The following is a 19,797-nucleotide window of genomic DNA, read 5'->3' as shown; positions in this document are numbered from 1 at the left end:
ATGCGTTGAGGGGTCGATGAGCGAAGACAAGAAACATGGTGGCGCGATGCAGGTCGATGTCGATCTGGTGCGCGCCCTCGCGACCGTGCTGGACGATACCGGCCTGACCGAGATCGAGGTGGAGGACGGCGACCGCAAGGTGCGCGTTGCCCGCCAGGTTCAGGCCGCGCCCGCCGCCGTCGCCATGCCGATGGCCGCCGCGCCGGTGGCAGCACCGGTGGCTGCGCCCGCCGCCGAGGGCGCTGCCGCGCCGGCAGCTGCTGCCGCCAATGCGGTGAAGTCGCCGATGGTCGGCACTGCCTATCTGACCGCGGAACCGGGCGCCAAGCCGTTCATCGCGGTGGGCCAGACGGTGAGCGCGGGCGACACCATCCTGATCATCGAGGCGATGAAGGTGATGAATCGCATCTCCGCCCCGAACAGCGGCACCGTGAAGGCGATTCTGGTCGAAAGCGGCCAGCCGGTCGAGTTCGACCAGCCACTCGTCGTCATCGAGTGATCCCATGGGCAAGATCAACAAACTGCTGATCGCCAATCGCGGCGAAATCGCGCTGCGCATCCATCGCGCGTGCCATGAAATGGGGATCAAGACGGTCGCGGTGCATTCCACCGCCGATGCCGACGCCATGCACGTGCGGCTGGCGGACGAGGCGATCTGCATCGGCCCCCCCGCGGCCAAGGACAGTTATCTCAACATCCCCAACATCATTTCGGCGGCCGAGGTTTCGGGCGCGGATGCGATCCATCCCGGCTATGGCTTTCTGTCCGAAAATGCCAAGTTTGCGGAAATCGTCGAGCTGCATAACCTGATCTTCGTTGGCCCCAAGCCCGAACATATCCGGGTGATGGGCGACAAGATCGAAGCCAAACGCACCGCCAAGGCGCTGGGCCTGCCGCTGGTGCCGGGTTCGGACGGCGCGGTCAGCGATGTTGCCGAAGCGCGCGCGATCGCGGCCGCGGCAGGATATCCGGTGATCATCAAGGCCGCGTCCGGCGGCGGTGGCCGGGGCATGAAGGTGTGCGAGAGCGAGGACAGCCTCGAGACGCTGATGCAGCAGGCCGGCAGCGAGGCAAAAGCCGCGTTCGGCGATGCCACCGTCTATATCGAGAAATATCTGGGCAACCCGCGCCACATCGAGTTTCAGGTGTTCGGCGACGGCAATGGCAACGCCATCCATCTGGGCGAGCGCGACTGTTCGCTGCAGCGCCGCCACCAGAAGGTGCTGGAAGAAGCCCCCTCCCCCGTGCTCAGCCAGGCGGACCGGGAACGGATGGGCGCGATCTGTGCCAAGGCGATGGCCGATATGGGCTATCGCGGTGCGGGCACCATCGAGTTCCTGTGGGAAAATGGCGAGTTCTACTTCATCGAGATGAACACCCGGATCCAGGTGGAGCATCCGGTGACCGAGGCGATCACCGGGGTCGACCTGATCCGCGAACAGATCCGCGTGGCCGAGGGCCATCCGCTGTCCGTGACCCAGGAATCGCTGGAGTTTCGCGGCCACGCCATCGAATGCCGGATCAATGCAGAGGATGCGCGCACCTTCGTGCCGTCGCCGGGTCTGGTCAGCAATTTCCACGCGCCGGGCGGGATGCACGTCCGCGTCGACAGCGGCCTGTATGCCGGATACCGGATGCCCCCCTATTACGACAGCATGATCGCCAAGCTGATCGTGTATGGCCGCACGCGCGAGGGGTGCATCATGCGGCTGAAGCGCGCGCTGGAAGAGTTTGTGGTCGAGGGGATCAAGACCACCATTCCGCTGCATCAGGCGTTGATTGAGGACCCCGAATTCCAGTCGGGCGATTATACGATCAAATGGCTGGAACAATGGCTGGAGCGTGATGAAGGCTGATCTCGGGGAATTTTTGTTGTCTCGTTGACCTTTATCGCGCTATTGTCTCCGAGAGGGGTAACTTATGGCACTGACAACGGGCGAATTGACGCTGATCGAGCAGCGAGTGACGAATGATGGCCCGAGCACAGGCGTTGCCTATCTGTTTTGGTTTTTCCTTTGGTTTGTGAGTGCTCATCGGTTCTACCTCGGGCGACCTGGCACTGCCATATTACAGATATTGTCCTACCTTATTCTCATCGGACTTGTTTGGGCTTTGATTGATGCTTTTTTGATCCCTGGCATGATCAGAGATAAGCGGAACGAAATCCGGCAGCGGCTTGCACTGCAGATGGCATCAGATCACCGGCAGGTCAGCTAAGTGCGTTTTCCACAGGATTAAATTGCTTCCTAACCATTAGGGCGCGTGTCATACCCTTCATATCCGGATGGATTTCAGGGGGAAGTCATGCGTCGATCCATATTGGCGGCGTCGGCCGCGTTCTTGTTCGGCGCGGCACCCGTTTCGGCGCAGGTCGCATCGCCCCAGCGGGCGGTGACCGATCCGCGGTCGATCGACAGCCCGGCCAATGCCGATGCCCAGCCGGTGCCGGTCGAGGACCTTGCCTATTCCCGCACGCTGGGCGCGACGTCGTGGAGCCGGGATGGCAAGGAAATCTATCTCGTCACCAGCCTGACCGGCCGCAACAATATCTGGAAAATCCCGGCGAGCGGCGGCTGGCCGGTTCAACTCACCCGGTCGGACGATTCGCAATCCGGCCTGATCCCCTCGCCCGATGGCAAGCTCCTCTATTTCCTGCAGGATCAGGGCGGAAACGAGCAATATGACGTCTATGCCGTGCCAACCCAGGGCGGCGCAGTCCGCAACCTGACCAACACGCCCGAACTGCGCGAAACGACGCCGCTGATCGGGCCGGACGGCAAGACAGCGGTGATGTCGACAAAGCTCAAGACCGAAGGTCAGGTCAATCTGGCCCTGTTCGACCTTGGCACGGGCAAGACGACGCCGCTGGTCAAGGAAAGCGACCCGCAGCTGCGCTGGTCGCCGACCGCGTGGATCGATGGCGGCAAGGCGATCATCGCGGTGCGCGAGAACAGCGATTCCACCGTCGCCGAAATCTGGCGCGTCGAAGTGCCCAGCGGCAAGGCGACGCTGATCCTGGGCAAGGCCAAGACGATTTACGAGGCGTCGGATGTGTCGCCCGACGGCAGGCTGATCGCGGTCACCACGAATGAGGGCACGGGCCAGCTTCGCGCGGCGCTGTATGATATCGCCGCCGGGCGGTGGCGGGCGCTGAAGCCGACGCCATGGGCGCAATCGGCGGGCGGGTTCAGCCCCGATGGGCGCAGCTTCACCATCCGCACCATCGAGGATGGCCGGTCCACCGTCGCGCTGGTCGATGTGGCAAGCCTTATGGAGCGGCCGCTTGCCCTGCCCCCCGGCCTCAATTCGCTGAGCGGCGGGGAAACCAGTTTTTCGCCCGACGGGCGGCGGCTGCTGGCCAGTCATTCGGGCGCGGACACGACCGCTGATCTGCACATCGTGGATGTGGCCAGCGGCCAGCCCAGCCCGGTCACCGCACTGGGTCTGGCCAGCCTGACGCCGGCCAACCTGCCCAAGTCGCAGGTCGTGACCTACAAGAGCTTTGACGGCACGCTGGTCAGTGCGATCGTGACCGTTCCGTTCAACCTGAAGCGCGACGGCAGCAACCCGGCGATCCTGCTGCCCCATGGCGGCCCCACCGGTCAGAGCCAGGACGGGTTCAATCGCACGGCAACCGCGCTGGCCAGCCGCGGCTATATCGTGATGCAGCCCAATGTTCGCGGCTCCACCGGCTATGGTCAGGCATTCCAGACCGCCAATTACCAGGATCTGGGTGGCGGCGACCTGAAGGATGTCATCGCGGGCAAGCAGTTCCTGGTCGCCAGCGGCTATGTGGACCCAAAAAAGGTCGGGATCACCGGCGGCTCCTATGGCGGGTTCATGACGCTGATGGCGGTGGCAAAGACGCCAGACGAATTCGCCGCCGGCGTGCAGCTGTTCGGCATCATCAACTGGTTCAGCATGTATGAACAGGCCGACCCGCTGCTGAAGGAGTATATCGTTTCCCTGCTGGGCGATCCGGTCAAGGATAAGGGCGTTTATACAGCGACTTCGCCGATGACGTTCATCAAGGATATCAAGGCGCCGCTGCTGTCGCTGCAGGGCGAAAACGACATCCGCGTGCCGCGCGGCCAGGCTAAGGAGGTTGCCGACATCCTGAAGGCCAAGGGGACGCCCAACGACGTGGTGTTCTATCCCGCCGAGGGCCACGGCTTTGCCAAGCGCGAGAACCAGATCGACAGCCTGAAGCGCACGATCGACTGGTTCGACACCTATCTGAAGGGCGGCAGCGCCGGGACCGCAGCGGGGGCCAGCCAGTGAAGGCGACGATCTGGCACAACCCCGCCTGCGGCACGTCGCGCAAGACGCTGGCGATCCTTCAGGAGACGCCGGGCGTCGAGGTGACGGTGGTCGAATATCTGAAAACACCGCCGACGCGCGAGCAACTGATGGCCCTTTACGCCCGTGCGGGCATGACGCCGCGACAGGGGCTGCGCACGAAAAACAGCCCGGCGGCCGACCTGTGCGCCGAACTGAACCTTTTGGATGCGGGCGATGACGCGGTTCTGGGTGCGATGATGGCCCACCCCGTGCTGATCGAACGGCCGCTCGTCGAAACGGAAAAGGGCGTCCGCCTGTGTCGTCCACAGGACGTCGTGCGGGAAATCCTGTAGGGCAACGCCCATGGCCGATTCGCCCCTGACCCTTGAGCCCGGCCGCAATTGCTGGCGACTGTCCAAAGCGCACCAGGCGACCGTCATCGTCGATGCAGAGGGGTATTTCGACCGGGCACGCCAGGCGATGATGCAGGCAGAGCACCAGATCCTGTTGATCGGATGGGATTTCGATGCGCGGATCCAGCTGGTGCCCGAAACGCAGGATGGCGCCCCGGCGGCAATCGGCGCGCTGATCGACTGGCTGGTGCAGCGAAAGCCGCATCTGCACGTCCACATCCTGCGCTGGGATACCGGCGCGATCAAAAGCCTGTTTCAACCGACCACGATGATGACGATCGCACGCTGGTGGCGGCATCCGCGCATCCATCTGAAGCTGGATCATGCCCATCCCCCGGCCGGATCACATCACCAGAAGATCGTGATTGTGGATGACCGCATCGCCTTTTGCGGCGGCATCGACATGACCGCCGACCGGTGGGACACGCGCGAGCATCTGGACGATCAGCCGCTGCGGCTGGAACCCAATGGCAAGCCCTATGGCCCGTGGCATGACGTGACGACCGCCTTGTCGGGCGATGCTGCGGCTGCACTGGGCGATCTGGCGCGTGGACGCTGGCACCGGGCCGGCGGGCACCGGATCAGCGCGCCGCCGGCCAGTGGCCCTGCCTGGCTGGACGGCCTGCCGGTGCAGTTCACGGATGTCGAACTGGCCATATCGCGCACCATCCCCGAACTGGGAGAAGAGCCCGGGGTGCATGAGATCGAGCAGCTTTATGTCGACCTGATCCAGTCGGCAAAGCGGTTCGTCTATGCCGAAAGCCAGTATTTCGCATCGCGCGTCGTGGCCGAAGCCATCGCCAAGCGGCTGGAGGAACCGGACGGCCCGGAATTCGTGATCCTGAACCCGGTCACTGCCGAAGGCTGGCTGGAACCCATTGCAATGGACAGCGCCCGCGCCCTGATCGTCGAGGCGCTGCTTCGCGCCGATCGCCATGGCCGGTTCCGGCTGTATCACCCGATGACGAGCGGCGGTCAGCCCATCTATGTCCATGCCAAGGTGTTGGTGATCGATGATGCGGTGCTGCGCGTCGGATCGTCCAATTTCAACAACCGGTCGCTGCGGCTGGACAGCGAATGCGATATCACGATCGACGCCCGGCGCAGCGGCAACGAGGATGAGTTCGAAACCATCGCCAGTGTGCGAAACGACCTGATCGCCGAACATTGCGGCACGGACGCGGCCACGGTTGCCGAGGCCATCCAGACTCACGGATCGCTGATCCACGCGATGGAATCGCTGCAATCGACCAATGGCCGCCGGATCGTGCCGTTCGAATTGCCCGACATGAGCGGAGCGTCGCAATGGCTGGCGGAAAACCAGATCCTGGATCCCGAAGGACCGGGTGCGATGTTCGAGCCGCTGGGCATGCGGCGCGGCCTGGTCGGCAGGATCAAGCGCCGTCTGTCGCGAAAGCGTCCGTCCTATCCTGTTTTTGCCCGTAAAGGTGCGTGATCCGCCCGTCGCGGATCAGGACATCGGCGGTGATGCGCATCCAGCGGATGTCGCCATCGGGGCGAACGATGCGGGTATCCAGCACGAAACTTTGCCCCAAACGGATCGCATCGGCCCGCAGCTGTTCGAGCGCATCGCGCGATTCCGGCAGATAGCGCGCCAGCACGTCGCCGCGCACGGGGCGCACCGCGCGATCCATTCCGAATAGATCGAACACGCCAAGCGCCCAGGTCAGCCGGTCATCGGCCAGGTCGCATTGCCACCGCACCGGCAGCGGAAGGAGCGGCCCGTCCTTCGGCCGGTTGAGCGCCGTTGGTCGAGGCATGGGGGGAGCAAGAACGCGAGACATCAGCATGGCCGTACCGATGCTGCACCCGTTGAATCAACAGCCGGTTAACCCGCGACCCCGATCGCAAAGGATTTTTGGGTCAATACCGGGCTAGCGGGCGACGTTCCGCCCCGCTAAAGGCACGGGCCATGCCCCAGATCACGCCCGAAATCGTCGCCGAACACGGCCTGTCCCCAGAAGAATATGAGCGCGTGCTGCACGCGCTGGGCCGGGAACCGAACCTGACGGAACTTGGCATCTTTTCGGTGATGTGGTCGGAGCACTGCAGTTACAAGTCCAGCCGCATCCACCTGAAAAAGCTGCCGACCACGGCGCCCTGGGTGATTTGCGGCCCTGGCGAGAATGCGGGCGTCATCGATATCGGCGACGGACAGGCGGCGATCTTCAAGATGGAGAGCCACAACCACCCCAGCTATATCGAACCCTATCAGGGCGCGGCGACGGGCGTTGGCGGCATCCTGCGCGATGTGTTCACCATGGGCGCGCGGCCCATCGCCAACATGAACGCCCTGCGCTTTGGCCGGCCCGATCATCCGAAGATGAAGCACCTGATCGCCGGGGTCGTGCATGGCATTGGCGGATACGGCAATTGCGTCGGCGTGCCGACCGTTGGCGGCGAGGTGAATTTTCACAAGGCGTATGACGGCAACATCCTAGTCAACGCGATGACCGTCGGCGTCGCGGCACAGGACAAGATCTTCTATTCCGCCGCCGCCGGGATCGGGAATCCGGTCGTCTATGTCGGCAGCAAGACGGGGCGCGACGGCATCCATGGCGCCACCATGGCCAGCGCCGATTTCGACGAACATTCCGACGAAAAGCGCCCGACGGTTCAGGTCGGCGATCCGTTCACCGAAAAGCTGCTGATCGAGGCGTGCCTGGAACTGATGGCGTCGGACGCGATCGTCGCCATTCAGGACATGGGCGCGGCCGGCCTCACCTCCTCCAGCGTCGAGATGGCGTCCAAGGGCGGGGTCGGCATCGAATTGATCATGGACGCGGTGCCGCAGCGCGAAACGGGCATGACGCCCTATGAAATGATGCTGTCGGAATCGCAGGAACGGATGCTGATGGTGCTGAAGCCGGGCCGTGAGGCCGAGGCGGAGGCGATTTTCCGCAAATGGGAACTGGATTTCGCCGTGATCGGCACGGTGACCGATACCGGGCGCATGGTCCTGAAATGGCAGGGCGAATCGGTGGCGGACATTCCGCTGGCCCCACTGGCCGACGAAGCGCCGCTTTATGATCGTCCGCACGTGCCCACCCCGCCCCCGGCGGAACTGGCCAATGTGCCGGAATGTCAGCATATCGGCATCGACCTCATCCGCCTGATGGGATCGCCCGATATCGCCAGCCGCCGCTGGATCTGGGAACAATATGACCACATGGTCGGCGCCGACACCGTTCAGCGCCCCGGCGGCGATGCAGCGGTGTTGCGCGTCCACGGCACGCAAAAGGCGCTGGCGATGACCACGGACTGCACACCGCGTTACTGCTTTGCCGATCCGGTCGAGGGCGGGAAACAGGCGATTGCCGAGGCGTGGCGCAACCTGACCGCCGTGGGTGCGCGCCCGCTGGCCGTGACCAACTGCCTGAACTTTGCCAATCCGCAGCGGCCCGAAATCATGGGCCAGATCGTCGGCTGTCTGGAAGGCATGGGCGAGGCGTGCCGCGCGCTCGATTTCCCGATCGTGTCGGGCAATGTGTCGCTGTACAATGAATCAAAGGCGACGGGCGGCGGTTCGGCCATCCTGCCGACGCCCGCGATCGGCGGCGTCGGCATCCTGGCCGACTGGTCGCAATCGGTGACCATCGGGTTCAAGAAGACGGGCGATATCGTGCTGGCCGTGGGCGAGCGCGGCGGCCATCTGGGCCAGTCGGTCTGGCTGCGCGACATTCACGGCCGCGAGGAAGGGCCGCCGCCGCCCGTCGACCTGAAGGCCGAAAAGCGGACCGGCGATTTCATCCGCGCCTGTATCGAACAGGGCTGGATCACCGCGTGCCATGATGTGTCGGATGGCGGCGTTGCCGTAGCGCTGGCTGAAATGGCGCTGGCATCGAACATCGGTGTGCTGGTCAACGAACCGCAGCCGTTCGGTGTGGCCGGCAGTTTCTTTGGCGAGGATCAGGGCCTGTACCTGGTCACCATCTGTGACACGTGCCTGGCCGATTTCATGGCCGCCGCGCACAAGGCAGACGTGCCGGCCGATCCGCTGGGCCGGACGATCAAGGACCGGATCGTGTTCGAACTGGACGAAGGCGACTGGATCGTGCCGCTGGCCGACCTGCGATCGGCGCATGAGGGCTTTTTCCCGAAGCTGATGGCCAACTGATCAACCGGGCCGGGCGACCCGCGCCCGGCCATAGAGGAAATAGACGACCAGCCCGATTGCGTTCCAGATCAGGCAATACAGGATCGTCTTGGCCGGCAGGCTGATGAACAGATAGGCACAGCCGCCGATCGCGCCCAGCCCGACCAGCCAGAACAGCGGGGTGCGGAACGGGCGCGGCGCATCCGGTTCGCGCCGGCGCAAGACGATCAGGCACAGCCCGACCGCAGCAAAGGCGATCAGCGTGCCGGCATTCGCCAGCGCCGCAATCTGATCGATCGGCATGATCCCCGCCAGGATCGCGACCAGCACCGCCGTCACCACGATGATCCGCGCGGGCGTCCCCCGACCGGAAATCGTCGCCAGCGACAGCGGCAGATAGCCATCGCGCGCCATCGCAAGGAAGATGCGGCTCTGACCGTACAGGAACCCCAGCAGCACGGTCGGCAGCGCGATGACGGCGGCAATCGCCACGATGCGCGCAACGCCCCCCTGCCCCATTTCGCGCAGGATCAGGGCCAGCGGCTCCGGGCTGTCGGCAAAGCGGGTGAACGACATGGCACCAATCGCAGCGGCGGCGACCAGCACATAGATCAGCGTGCAGACGATCAGCGATCCGATGATGCCGATCGCCAGATCGCGATCGGGATTCTTCGCCTCCTCTGCCGCTGTCGAAATGGCGTCAAAGCCGTAAAAGGCAAAGAAGATGATGGCGGCGGCGGCCATGACGCCGCGTTCCACCCCGTCAGGCCCCATCGATTTGGCAAAGCCGAACGGCATGAACGGCTCAAGATTGGCGGCGTCGAAGGCGGGCAGCGCAACGGCGACGAACAGCGCCAGCGTCGCGATCTTGACCAGCACCAGCACTGAATTCAGCCGGGCGCTTTCCCGCGTGCCGAGCATCAGCATCCCGGCGACAACCGCGATGATGAAAATGGCGGGCAGGTTGATGATACCGCCCTGTTCCGGCCCCTCCGTCAACCCGGCCGGAAAGCCGATGGCGGTCAAAAGCGGCGCGGCATAGCCCGACCAGCCGACCGCAACGGTCGATACGACCAGCGAATATTCCAGGATCAGGCTCCACCCCACGACCCACGCGACCAGAGTGCCGAGCACGCGGCGCGTATAGCTATAGGCGCTGCCCGCTTGCGGCATCATCGTCGACAGTTCGGCATAGGCCAGCGCGGCGCAGGCGCAGATCGCACCGGCAATGGCAAAGGACAGCAGCACCGCAGGGCCAGCACGATCCGCCCCGACACCGATCAGCGTCAGAATGCCCGTACCGACGATCGAGCCCACCCCCAGTGCCAGCAGGTGCGGCCAGCCAAGCGAACGGGGAAGAGCTTGCGGCGATTGGGTCAAGGGACGCTCCGTGGACTGGTCGACAAGGAACGCGACCCTGCAACCAGCCGGCGGCGATTGTCCAGTACCGTACCCATTTCGGCCGCGCCGGATGCCAAAGTGATTGCCACCTGGACATTCATCGGCGACAAGGCGGCTTGACGGTTGCTGCGTTTGGAGCCGCGCCGTCGGCAGGGGAGTGATGGGCGGATATCCTTTCAGCGCGATCGTCGGACAGGACGAGATGAAGCGGGCCTTGCTGATCGCGGCAGTTGACGCACGCATCGGCGGAGTAATGATCTTTGGCGATCGCGGCACCGGCAAATCGACGGCGGCGCGGGCGCTGGCGGCGGCATTGCCCCTGATCCGCGTGGTCGACGGATCGCGCTTCAACTGCGATCCCGACCATCCGGCCGATTGTCCGGAGGATTGCGCCGGGAAAAAGGTGCGCAAGGTGCCGGTGCCCTTTGTCGACCTGCCGCTGGGATCGACCGAGGACCGCGTGGTCGGCACCATCGATCTGGAACGCGCGCTGGCGCATGGCGAACGGCAGTTCGAACCGGGCCTGCTGGCCAAGGCGCATCGCGGGTTCCTGTATATCGACGAGATCAACCTGCTTGAGGATCATGTCGTCGACCTGCTGCTCGACGTGGCGGCATCGGGGGAGAACCGGGTCGAGCGCGATGGCCTGAGCATCCGGCATCCGGCCCGTTTCGTCCTGATCGGCAGCGGCAATCCGGAAGAGGGCGAATTGCGACCGCAGCTGCTCGACCGGTTCGGCCTGTCGGTGGAGGTGCGCACGCCGACCTCGATCGACGAACGGGTTGAAATCATGCGCCGATGCGACGCGCAGGAACGCGATCCGGCGGGTTTTGCCGAACAATGGAAAGCGGGCGATGCCAAGATCCTGCGCCGGATTGCCAAGGCCAAGACCGCGCTGGCGACGGTCGAGATGCCCGAGGCCGTGCTGTCCGACATTGCCGGATTGTGTCAGGCTGTGGGCGCGGACGGCCTGCGCGGCGAACTGACTGTGATGCGGGGCAGCCGCGCCCTGGCCGCACTGGCCGGGGCGAAGGCCGTGACCCGTGCCCATGTCCGCGAAATCGCGCCGCTGGCGCTGCGCCACCGGCTGCGCCGCAACGTGCTCGATGAAACAGGATCGACGGTGCGGATCGAACGTGCGCTGACCGAGCTGTTCGGGTGATCCCGCCCGCCGGATCCGCCGCGCCCAGCGACGCGGAGCTGGCAATCCAGCTGTTCCTGACCCTGCCATCGGCGCTGCCCGGCGTGGTGCTGACCGGCGGCGGGCCGGTGCGCGATGCGATCATGGCGTCTGCTGAGGCACAGCTGGCCGCCCGAGGCCCGGTGCGACGCGTGCCAGCGTCCATCGACCGGGACCGCCTGTTGGGCGGGCTTGACCTTGCCGCCACGCTGGCCGCCGGACACGGGGTGCATCAGCCGGGCCTGCTGCGCGAGGCGGCGGGCGGTACGGTGATCCTGCCCATGGCGGAACGCGCCCTGCCCGATATCGCCGCCCCGATCGCTCAGGCGATGGATGGCGGCGGCCTGGCGGCAATGCTGCTGGATGACGGCATGGATGCCGACGAAGCGCCCCCGGCGATGCTGACCGAGCGTATTCCGTTCCATTGCCGGCTGGACGATGTGCGCAGCCATTGCGCGGTCGATGTCTGGCCGGACCGGATCGCCGCCGACCGGGTCATGCCGCCCAGCGATGCGCAGCGGGCGGCGCTGGCCGGCCTGTCGCTGGCGCTTGGCATCACCTCGGCCCGCCCCATGCTGTTCGCCCAATCCGCCGCCATCGCCCATGCCGCGCTGCACGGCCGGACGGAAGTGGAGGACGATGATCTGACGGCAGCGGTGCGGCTGGTGCTGGCCCCCCGCGCCCTCAACGCGCCGGCGGGCGAGCCGGATGCCGGTGAAGCGCCGCCGCCTGCCGATGCCCCGCCCGCCGATCCCCAGCCAGACGGTTCGCCCGATGCGGACGGTGAGACGGACAACGAACCGCCGATGCCGACCGACCGCGATCTGGAGGAAATCCTGCTCGCCGCCGCGGCCGCGGCCCTGCCCCGCCATGTGCTGGATCAGGATGCGGGCAGGCTTCGCATCCGGGGCAAGGGTCGCGGCGGGCGAGCCGGAAAGGCGCTGAAATCCGCGCGGCGCGGGCGGCCGCTGGGTGCGCGCGCCGGGATGCCGGGTGACGGACGGCGGCTGGCGCTGATCGAAACACTGCGTGCCGCGATCCCGTGGCAAAGGCTGCGGCGCGATGCCGCGCGGCCCGGCGACGGGCGGCTGGTGCATCTGCGCAAATCCGATCTTCGTGTCCGCGCCTTTCAGGAGCGGCAGGAAAGCCTGACCATCTTTGCGGTGGACGCATCCGGCTCCTCGGCGCTCGCCCGGCTGGCCGAGGCCAAGGGCGCGGTCGAGATGATGCTGGCTGAAGCCTATGTGAAGCGGGCGCAGGTCGCGCTGATCGCGTTTCGCCATCACGGCGCGGAGGTGCTGCTGCCGCCGACGCGCAGCCTGACCCGGGCGCGGCGGGCGCTGGCGGGGCTGCCCGGTGGCGGCGGCACCCCGCTGGCGGCCGGCCTGATCGCGGCGGAGCAACTGGCCGAGGCGGCGATCAAGCGCGGGCAATCGCCGATCATCGCGCTGCTGACCGATGGCAAGGGCAATGTGGCCCTGGATGGCACCGCCAACCGCGCGGCCGCAATGGCGGAAACGGCAACGGCGGCGGCATCCATCGCGCGGGCGGGCATCCCGGCGATCGTCATCGACATTTCCCCGCGCCCGCGAGCCGAGGCATCGGAACTGGCGGCAATGGTGCGGGGCCGATACCTGCCCTTGCCCCATGCGGGCAGCGCGGCGATGGTGGCGGCAATCGACAGCATCGGGCGGGAGAATGCGGCATGACGGACCGGTATCCCGACTGGGCGACCGAAGGACGCGACTGGCCGAACAGCGCCGCCAGCAGCTTTGTCCAGGCAGGCGGCTATCGCTGGCACGTGCAGCGGATGGGCAGCGGCCCGGTATGTGTCCTGATCCACGGGACGGGTGCCGCAACGCATAGCTGGCGCGACGTCATGCCCCTGCTGGCCGAACGATACAGCGTGATCGCCATGGACCTGCCCGGCCATGGCTTTACCCGGTTCGTACCGGGCAAGCGCCCGACGCTGGAGGCGATGGCGGAAGCGGTGGCGGCACTGCTCGACACGCTGGCGGCGCCGCCGGCGCTGGTCGTCGGTCATTCGGCGGGCGCGGCGATCGGGGCGCAGATGCTGATCGACCGGGGATGGAACGCGCCATTGATGGGGCTGGCCCCCGCGCTGATGCCCTTTCCCGGCCTTGCCGCGCGCCTGTTTCCGCAGCTGGCGACGCTGATGTTCAGCAATCCCGTCGTGTCCATCATCTTTTCGCGCATGGCCCGATCGCCGGGGGAGGCCGCCAAGTTCCTGCGCCGGTCGACCGGATCCACCATCGATGCGCGGGGCGAGGCGCTGTACACGCGGTTGTTCAGCACGTCCGGGCATTGCGACGGGGCGATCCGGATGATGGCGAACTGGCGGCTGGAGCCGCTGGGCCAGCGGATCGGCGCGCTGGCCGGTCGGGTGATGCTGGTGCATCCATCGCGCGATACCGCCGTACCTTTATCGGCAGTGACAGCCGCGGCGGCGTTGATCCCCGGGTGCGAGACGACCGAGATGCGCGATCTCGGCCATCTGGCGCATGAGGAAGACCCGGCGCGGGCCGTCGCGCTGATCGACGCATTTGCGCGTCGGCACGGCGTTGCATAGCGGCGGAAATCAACAGGAGCACAGACGTGTCCGGTTCGTTCGACAATTACGGATTTATCGAGGTGATCTTTGTGGCGGTCGTGGCGCTGGGCTTCGGCTTCTGGCAGCTATGGTCAGTGAACCGCGACATTGCGCGCGACAAGGAACAGGCCGCTCGCGACAAGCCGCCGCAGGAATAGCGCCTACCCCGCCTCGCGCGGCATCTTGTAGGGCAGCATGAACTGCACCACCGGATGGATCAGCCGGTCGAGCGAGATACTTTCCTGCACCGCCGTCACATTTTCCCCGAACAGCTGGGTGCGGAGGGTCGACCGTGCATAAAAGGGCGCATCTTCCCAGGTGCGGATGACTGACGCCAATCCCCGATCGGCACGTGTCTGCCGCCCCAGCAGCCATCCGCTGGGCGGCAATGGCGCGACCAGCGGCAATTCGGCCTCTTCGGGCGTACCGTCCGGGCCGAACCGCAATGCGCTGCCAAAATGGCTGCCGTCGCGCCGCTGTCCTTCATAAATGACGGCGACGTCCCGGCCCAGATGGGCGCGCGACCAGTGCCAGCTCTTGAACCCCGCCTCCAGCGGTTCGCGCCCGTCATTGCCATCCAGATAGCCGCTGCCGGACCAGGTAATCGCCGGATCCTGCATCCGCACCTCCACCCGCGCGCGCGGCGCAATGGCGTGCCAGTGATGCGTGCCGGCCGCGTCCAGCCGAAAGCTCTGCCCGACCAGGATTTCGGGGTGCAGCTCCACCTGTCCGCGCACCCGCCGCCGCCAGGGGATGCCCAGCCGGACATCGCGTTCCTCGATATCAATGACCAGCCGGTCGCCGTCCCACCGCATCGCGCTTGGCCCGATGGTCAGGGCATCGCGATGCTGCACGGTATCGCCCGCCCCCCGTTCCGTCATCACCCAGCGCGCGCCGGGGCCATAAAGCGCGATGTTCAGGCAGCTGTGATTCAGCGGCAAATGGCGGCCGGAGCTGCGATAATAGGGGGAAAAGACGCTGCCGATAAACCCGATGATGGTCAGCCCGAAGCGCCCGTCATCGCTGATCGCGTCGACATACCACCATCGATAGCCCTGCGGTGGAACCACTGCGTCAAAGGCCGGTCGGCCAGCACTGCCTCGCTCGCCAGCCTCCCCGACAAGGCGGCCATCGGGACGCCCGCGCCAGGATGCGTCGCCCCGCCCGCGCAATAAAGCCCATGGATCGCTGTCCGGCTGCCCGGCCGGAGGAAGCTTGCCGCCCACCCGTGCGAGGCCCGTCCATAAAGGGCTCCACCCGTCCCCGGAAAGCGTGTCGAGAAATCCGTTGGCGTCAGCAGCCGGTGCGGCAGCGGATCCGCCAGCGTCAGGCCGCAGGCGCTGAGCCGTTCGAGCATGGTCGACGTGCATTGGTCCTTCTCCGCATCTGAATAGCTGTGCCGGTCGCCATTGGCGGGGGCATTGACGATGACCTGAAACCGTTCCGGCCCGTCCGGCACCCGCCCGCCGCCCCGATCGAGCGCGCAGACATAGGCGGTGGGGCGGCGGGGTGGCCTTCCGGCGGCGATATCGGCAAACTCGGCCGGATAATCGTCCGAAAAGAAGACGTTGTGATGCGCAAGGTCAAATCCGCTGGTGCGCGCTTCCGCCAGCCAGACCATCGCGGAAAGCGAGCGCGCCCTTTCGCGCATGGGCCGCGTTGCCCGTCGCACCGCCGGACCCAGCAGCCCCTGACCCAGCGCCGCCGGATCGCCGTTAAAGACGATGGCGCTGGCGGACAGGTGCTGACCATCGGCCAGTTCGACGCCGGACACCCGCCGACGCGCCACCGTGATCCGGCTGACCGACCGACCGTAATGGAATGTGACGCCGCGCGCCCGGGCCAGCCGCTCAAGCGCCGCAGCAAGGGCGCTGATCCCGCCATCGATTGCCCAGACGCCCTGTGCCTCCACATCCGCGATCAGCATCAGCGTGGCTGGGGTGCGGAACGGCGATGATCCGCAATAGGTGCTGTATCGGCCGAACAGCTGGACCAGCCGGGGATCGCTAAAATGCTCGCCCAGCACCTTCCACAGGCTTTCGTACGGACGGATCGCCAGCAATGCGCCGACCCGCCACAGGCCGATCCGCCACATCAGCTGCGGCGGCAGCGGCTTTGCGGCGCGCATGAACGGCGCATCGACGATCTGAAAAATGCGGCGCGCCTCGGCCGAAAAACTGCGAAACCCGGCCTCGGCCGCGCGGCCCGCAAAGCGGCCGACGGCATCGCAGCTCGCCTCGAAATCGGCATGAAGATCAAGGGTTTCGGCATCGTTCCACGCATGGCGTGCCAGAATGTCGGCGCGGCGCAGCGTCAGGTAATCCTCCACCCGCTCGCCCGAATCGGCAAAGATCGCATCGAATACGGAGCGCAGGGTGAACACCGTCGGCCCGGCATCGACGGCGGCAGTGCCGACATCGCCCACGGGCAGCTGGCGCACCTTGCCCCCCGGGCCGGCCGCCTGCTCGATGACCGTCACCTGCTCGCCCCGCGCCGCAAGCAGCAGCGCAGAGACAAGGCCGCCGATCCCGGCTCCGATGACGATGATGGGTTCGTGCTCCATCCTGCCTGCCTTTCATCCATCCGAACGAATGGATTTGACCGGAGGCTAACAGAAGTTCATCCAGATAGACATATGCTAATGTCAAGCCAGCCATACACATTGAACTGGCGCACCCGCTGGGCCTTGCGCCGCAATGCGGTGCTGGGCAGCCTTGGCTTTCAGCGATGGGCAGCGCGGGTACCGATTGTCAGGGCCGTGGCCCGGCGACGGGCGGCGGCACAGTTCGATCTGGTCGCAGGCTTTGTCTATTCGCAACTGCTTGCCGCCAGCGTCGAATCCGGGCTGATCGACCTGCTTCGCGGCACGGCGCTGACCGGGGACGCCATCGCATCCCGGCTTGGCCTGGGCGCAGCGGCGACCGACCGGTTGCTGCGCGGATGCCGGGCATTGAAGCTGGTCGAGGAGCCGCAACCCGGCCTGTGGGTGCTGGGCGAGGAAGGGGCGCCGTTATCGGCCAATGCCGGGGCGATGGCGATGATCCGCCACCACCGCATCCTTTATCGGGACCTCGCCGATCCCATGGCCCTGTTGCGGGCCGACCGGACGAAGGAGACCGCCCTGTCCGCCTTCTGGTCTTATGCCGCCAAGGACGGCGCCGGTCAGACGGGCGATGCGGCGGATTATTCCGAGCTGATGGCCGCGACCCAGGCGATGATCGCGGAACAGGCGCTGGCCGCCTATCCCTTTTCCCGGCACCGGCGGATGCTGGATATCGGCGGCGGGTCGGGCAGCTTTGCCCTGGCGGTGGCGGATGCCGCACCCGCGCTGATGCTCGGCATCTTTGACCTGCCCCCCGTCGCCGCCCTGGCACAGGCGCGAATCGCCGCCCTGCCCCAAGCCGACCGGTTCAGCATCCACCCAGGTAGTTTCCGCGACGACGCCCTGCCGCACGGGTATGACCTGATCACGCTGATCCGCATCGCGCATGATCATGACGATTCGGTGGTGGCCGCATTGTTCAGCAAAATTCATGCGGCACTGCCCCCCGGGGGCCGGCTGCTGATCGTCGAGCCGATGGCGCGCGTGGCCAGTGCCGAACGCATGGGCGATGCCTATTTCGGCCTGTACCTGTGGGCGATGGGCCAGGGAAGGCCGCGTTCCGAGCGGGAATTGACCGCGATGCTGACGGCTTCCGGCTTTGCCTCCGTGCAATCCGTGCCCACTGCACTGCCGCTGATCACCAGCGCAATTGTTGCCACGCGTTGACGACGTCGACTGTCAATTAAAATTGACAATGATGCTCGTAACGATAAGGTGACAACTGCGGGACAGCCTTCACTCTGGAATGGCGGTCCGCAGGAAGGACGAGGGCAGCGTGCACGGTTCCGCCATCATTATCGAAGCGCCGGGCCAGCTCACCGTTCGGAAAACCGCGCTCAGCCCGCTGGAAAGCGGCGATGTGATGGTCCGCACCGAATTCAGCGGTGTCAGCACCGGTACCGAAAAGCTGCTGTGGAACGGCACCATGCCGACCTTCCCCGGCATGGGGTATCCGCTGGTCCCCGGTTACGAGTCGGTCGGCGAAATCGTGGATGCCGGGGCGGACCACCGCGACCGGATTGGCGAATGGGTCTTTGTACCGGGCGCCAGCTGTTATCGCGATGCGCGCGGCCTGTTCGGCGGCGCGTGCCGCACCCTGATCGTGCCCGGCGCCCGCGCCCTGCCGGTCCCCCGGTCGCTGGGTCAGGAAGGCGTGCTGTTCGCACTGGCCGCAACGGCGCTTCATGCCATGGGGCGCGGCGCGGCACCTGAACTGATCATCGGGCATGGCGTGCTTGGCCGCCTGCTCGCCCGTCTGACCATCGCATCCGGCGCGCCCGCGCCGGTCGTCTGGGAAACCAGCGCAGACCGCTCGGGCGGCGCGGCCGGATATGCCGTCGTGCATCCCGACGATGACGACCGGCACGATTATCGTGCCATTTATGATGTCAGCGGCGACGCGGCATCGATTGACGGGTTCATCCGTCGGCTGGTGCGTGGCGGCGAGCTGATCCTTGCCGGCTTCTACAATCAGCCCATCGCCTTTGCCTTTGCTCCCGCCTTTCAGCGCGAAGCGCGGATCAGCGTCGCCGCCGAATGGCAGCCCGAGGATCTGGCATCGGTGCGGGCGCTCGTTGGCAGCGGGGCGCTCGACCTTGGCGGCCTCATCAACCGGATCGAACCGGCCGGACAGGCGCAGACCGCCTATCCCCAGGCATTTGACGACCCGTCGTGCCTGAAAATGCTTCTCGACTGGAGGGATTGCGCGTGACGATGCTCGACCTGAACGCACTGCGCGACGAAGCGGCCCATGAGCCCGATCCGGTCCACACCGGCGAGGTGAAAAAGGAAACGCAGATCATCGCCATCTATGGCAAGGGCGGCAGCGGCAAATCCTTTGCGCTCGCCAACCTCAGCTACATGATGGCGCAGCAGGGCAAGCGCGTCCTGCTGATCGGCTGCGATCCCAAATCCGATACCACCAGCCTGTTGTTCGGCGGCAAATCGACCCCCTCGATCATCGAGACGTCAAGCGCGAAGAAGCTGGCGGGCGAGGAAATCGGCATCGAGGATGTCTGTTTCCAGCGCGACGGCGTGTTCGCCATGGAGCTGGGCGGGCCGGAGGTTGGCCGCGGCTGCGGCGGGCGCGGCATCATCCATGGCTTTGAAACGCTGGAAAAGCTGGGCTTCCACGAATGGGGCTTTGACTATGTCCTGCTCGATTTCCTGGGCGACGTGGTCTGTGGCGGCTTCGGCCTGCCGATTGCCCGCGACATGTGCCAGAAGGTGATCGTGGTCGCCTCCAACGACCTGCAATCGCTCTACGTGGCTAACAATGTCTGCAAGGCGGTGGAATATTTCCGTCGCATGGGCGGCAATGTCGGCGTGGCCGGCATGATCCTGAACAAGGATGACGGCACGGGCGAGGCAAACGCCTTTGCCGAAGCGGTCGGCATCCCCGTGCTGACGGCGATCCCGGCGAACGAGGATATCCGCCGCAAATCGGCAAATTACCAGATCATCGGAATGCCCAGTGGCGAATGGGGTTCGCTGTTCGAACAGCTGGCCGAAAATGTGGCCACCGCGCCGCCGCTTCAGCCGAGGCCGCTGGATCAGGACGGCCTGCTCGGCCTGTTCTCGCCCGACGATGTCGGCGGATCGGTACAGCTGGTCCCGGCGACCCAGGCCGATATGCGCGGCGGCACCTATGCCACCAAGCCATCGCTGGAGGTCATTTATGACGCGGTGTAA

General features: G+C 65.8%; 18 protein-coding genes. 14 read left to right on the top strand and 4 right to left on the bottom strand.

The genetic code is table 11. From position 1 onward, the window contains the following. Nucleotides 1-16 precede the first annotated feature (16 nt). The 6 genes from accB (at nucleotide 17) to ACNI3Q_RS00765 (ending at nucleotide 6,150) form a co-directional block, all read left to right on the top strand. Nucleotides 17-499, top strand: coding sequence for an acetyl-CoA carboxylase biotin carboxyl carrier protein (gene accB / locus ACNI3Q_RS00790; RefSeq protein WP_426273335.1), 483 nt, complete (start codon nucleotides 17-19; stop codon nucleotides 497-499). Nucleotides 500-503: 4 nt separating this feature from the next. Beyond that, on the top strand, nucleotides 504-1,856 hold the full coding sequence (gene accC, locus ACNI3Q_RS00785; RefSeq protein WP_426273333.1) for an acetyl-CoA carboxylase biotin carboxylase subunit: 1,353 nt from the start codon (nucleotides 504-506) through the stop codon (nucleotides 1,854-1,856). Between the two features lie 64 nt (nucleotides 1,857-1,920). Then, nucleotides 1,921-2,217: a TM2 domain-containing protein gene (locus tag ACNI3Q_RS00780; protein ID WP_426273331.1), complete on the top strand. Its 297-nt coding sequence runs from the start codon at nucleotides 1,921-1,923 to the stop codon at nucleotides 2,215-2,217. A gap of 87 nt (nucleotides 2,218-2,304) precedes the next feature. Next, a complete protein-coding gene (locus ACNI3Q_RS00775; protein WP_426273329.1) occupies nucleotides 2,305-4,281 on the top strand; it encodes a S9 family peptidase in 1,977 nt (658 codons plus the stop codon). Next, the gene (gene arsC / locus ACNI3Q_RS00770) at nucleotides 4,278-4,634 is read left to right on the top strand and encodes an arsenate reductase (glutaredoxin) (protein WP_426273327.1); all 357 of its coding nucleotides are present in this window, start codon (nucleotides 4,278-4,280) and stop codon (nucleotides 4,632-4,634) included. The genes ACNI3Q_RS00775 and arsC overlap by 4 nt, the downstream gene beginning before the upstream one ends. Nucleotides 4,635-4,644: 10 nt before the next feature. Further along, nucleotides 4,645-6,150 (top strand): phospholipase D-like domain-containing protein, encoded by a 1,506-nt coding sequence (locus ACNI3Q_RS00765; RefSeq protein ID WP_426273325.1) that lies wholly within the window; start codon nucleotides 4,645-4,647, stop codon nucleotides 6,148-6,150. On the opposite strand, the gene ACNI3Q_RS00760 is transcribed toward ACNI3Q_RS00765, so the two are convergent. After that, nucleotides 6,089-6,475 carry a PAS domain-containing protein gene (locus ACNI3Q_RS00760; protein WP_426273323.1) on the bottom strand — a complete coding sequence of 129 codons (387 nt, stop codon included), beginning with the start codon at nucleotides 6,473-6,475 and terminating at the stop codon, nucleotides 6,089-6,091. The genes ACNI3Q_RS00765 and ACNI3Q_RS00760 overlap by 62 nt on opposite strands. Nucleotides 6,476-6,627: 152 nt before the next feature. On the opposite strand from ACNI3Q_RS00760, the gene purL reads away from it, so the two are divergent. Next, nucleotides 6,628-8,832, top strand: a complete 2,205-nt coding sequence (purL, locus tag ACNI3Q_RS00755; protein WP_426273321.1) for a phosphoribosylformylglycinamidine synthase subunit PurL — start codon at nucleotides 6,628-6,630, stop codon at nucleotides 8,830-8,832. Here the strand turns inward: purL and ACNI3Q_RS00750 are convergent, their stop codons facing one another. Next, nucleotides 8,833-10,191 (bottom strand): amino acid permease, encoded by a 1,359-nt coding sequence (locus tag ACNI3Q_RS00750; protein ID WP_426273319.1) that lies wholly within the window; start codon nucleotides 10,189-10,191, stop codon nucleotides 8,833-8,835. A gap of 181 nt (nucleotides 10,192-10,372) precedes the next feature. Between ACNI3Q_RS00750 and bchI the strand changes: the two genes are divergently transcribed. From bchI to ACNI3Q_RS00730, 4 genes are read left to right on the top strand one after another with little or no spacing between them, the layout of a single operon-like run. After that, nucleotides 10,373-11,374, top strand: coding sequence for a magnesium chelatase ATPase subunit I (gene bchI / locus ACNI3Q_RS00745; RefSeq protein ID WP_426273317.1), 1,002 nt, complete (start codon nucleotides 10,373-10,375; stop codon nucleotides 11,372-11,374). Further along, the gene (locus ACNI3Q_RS00740; RefSeq protein ID WP_426273316.1) at nucleotides 11,371-13,101 is read left to right on the top strand and encodes a VWA domain-containing protein; all 1,731 of its coding nucleotides are present in this window, start codon (nucleotides 11,371-11,373) and stop codon (nucleotides 13,099-13,101) included. The genes bchI and ACNI3Q_RS00740 overlap by 4 nt, the downstream gene beginning before the upstream one ends. Then, nucleotides 13,098-13,982, top strand: coding sequence for an alpha/beta fold hydrolase BchO (gene bchO / locus ACNI3Q_RS00735; RefSeq protein ID WP_426273314.1), 885 nt, complete (start codon nucleotides 13,098-13,100; stop codon nucleotides 13,980-13,982). The genes ACNI3Q_RS00740 and bchO overlap by 4 nt, the downstream gene beginning before the upstream one ends. A gap of 26 nt (nucleotides 13,983-14,008) precedes the next feature. After that, the gene (locus tag ACNI3Q_RS00730; RefSeq protein WP_426273312.1) at nucleotides 14,009-14,161 is read left to right on the top strand and encodes a hypothetical protein; all 153 of its coding nucleotides are present in this window, start codon (nucleotides 14,009-14,011) and stop codon (nucleotides 14,159-14,161) included. Between the two features lie 3 nt (nucleotides 14,162-14,164). On the opposite strand, the gene ACNI3Q_RS00725 is transcribed toward ACNI3Q_RS00730, so the two are convergent. Together ACNI3Q_RS00725 and crtD are read right to left on the bottom strand one after the other, a co-directional pair. Continuing rightward, a complete protein-coding gene (locus tag ACNI3Q_RS00725; RefSeq protein WP_426273310.1) occupies nucleotides 14,165-15,073 on the bottom strand; it encodes a hypothetical protein in 909 nt (302 codons plus the stop codon). Then, nucleotides 15,004-16,566, bottom strand: a complete 1,563-nt coding sequence (crtD, locus tag ACNI3Q_RS00720; RefSeq protein WP_426273308.1) for a 1-hydroxycarotenoid 3,4-desaturase CrtD — start codon at nucleotides 16,564-16,566, stop codon at nucleotides 15,004-15,006. The genes ACNI3Q_RS00725 and crtD overlap by 70 nt, the downstream gene beginning before the upstream one ends. Nucleotides 16,567-16,644: 78 nt before the next feature. On the opposite strand from crtD, the gene ACNI3Q_RS00715 reads away from it, so the two are divergent. From ACNI3Q_RS00715 to ACNI3Q_RS00705, 3 genes are all read left to right on the top strand, one after another. Further along, complete coding sequence (locus tag ACNI3Q_RS00715) at nucleotides 16,645-17,772, top strand: methyltransferase (RefSeq protein WP_426273306.1); 1,128 nt, start codon at nucleotides 16,645-16,647, stop codon at nucleotides 17,770-17,772. Between the two features lie 109 nt (nucleotides 17,773-17,881). Continuing rightward, a complete protein-coding gene (bchC, locus tag ACNI3Q_RS00710; protein ID WP_426273304.1) occupies nucleotides 17,882-18,817 on the top strand; it encodes a chlorophyll synthesis pathway protein BchC in 936 nt (311 codons plus the stop codon). Nucleotides 18,818-18,819: 2 nt separating this feature from the next. Then, nucleotides 18,820-19,797 carry a chlorophyllide a reductase iron protein subunit X gene (locus ACNI3Q_RS00705; protein ID WP_426274159.1) on the top strand — a complete coding sequence of 326 codons (978 nt, stop codon included), beginning with the start codon at nucleotides 18,820-18,822 and terminating at the stop codon, nucleotides 19,795-19,797.

It is taken from the genome of Sphingomonas eleionomae, assembly GCF_049889035.1.
In the GTDB taxonomy this organism is placed as follows: domain Bacteria; phylum Pseudomonadota; class Alphaproteobacteria; order Sphingomonadales; family Sphingomonadaceae; genus Sphingomonas.
This window is presented reverse-complemented; position numbering and strand designations above follow the sequence as displayed.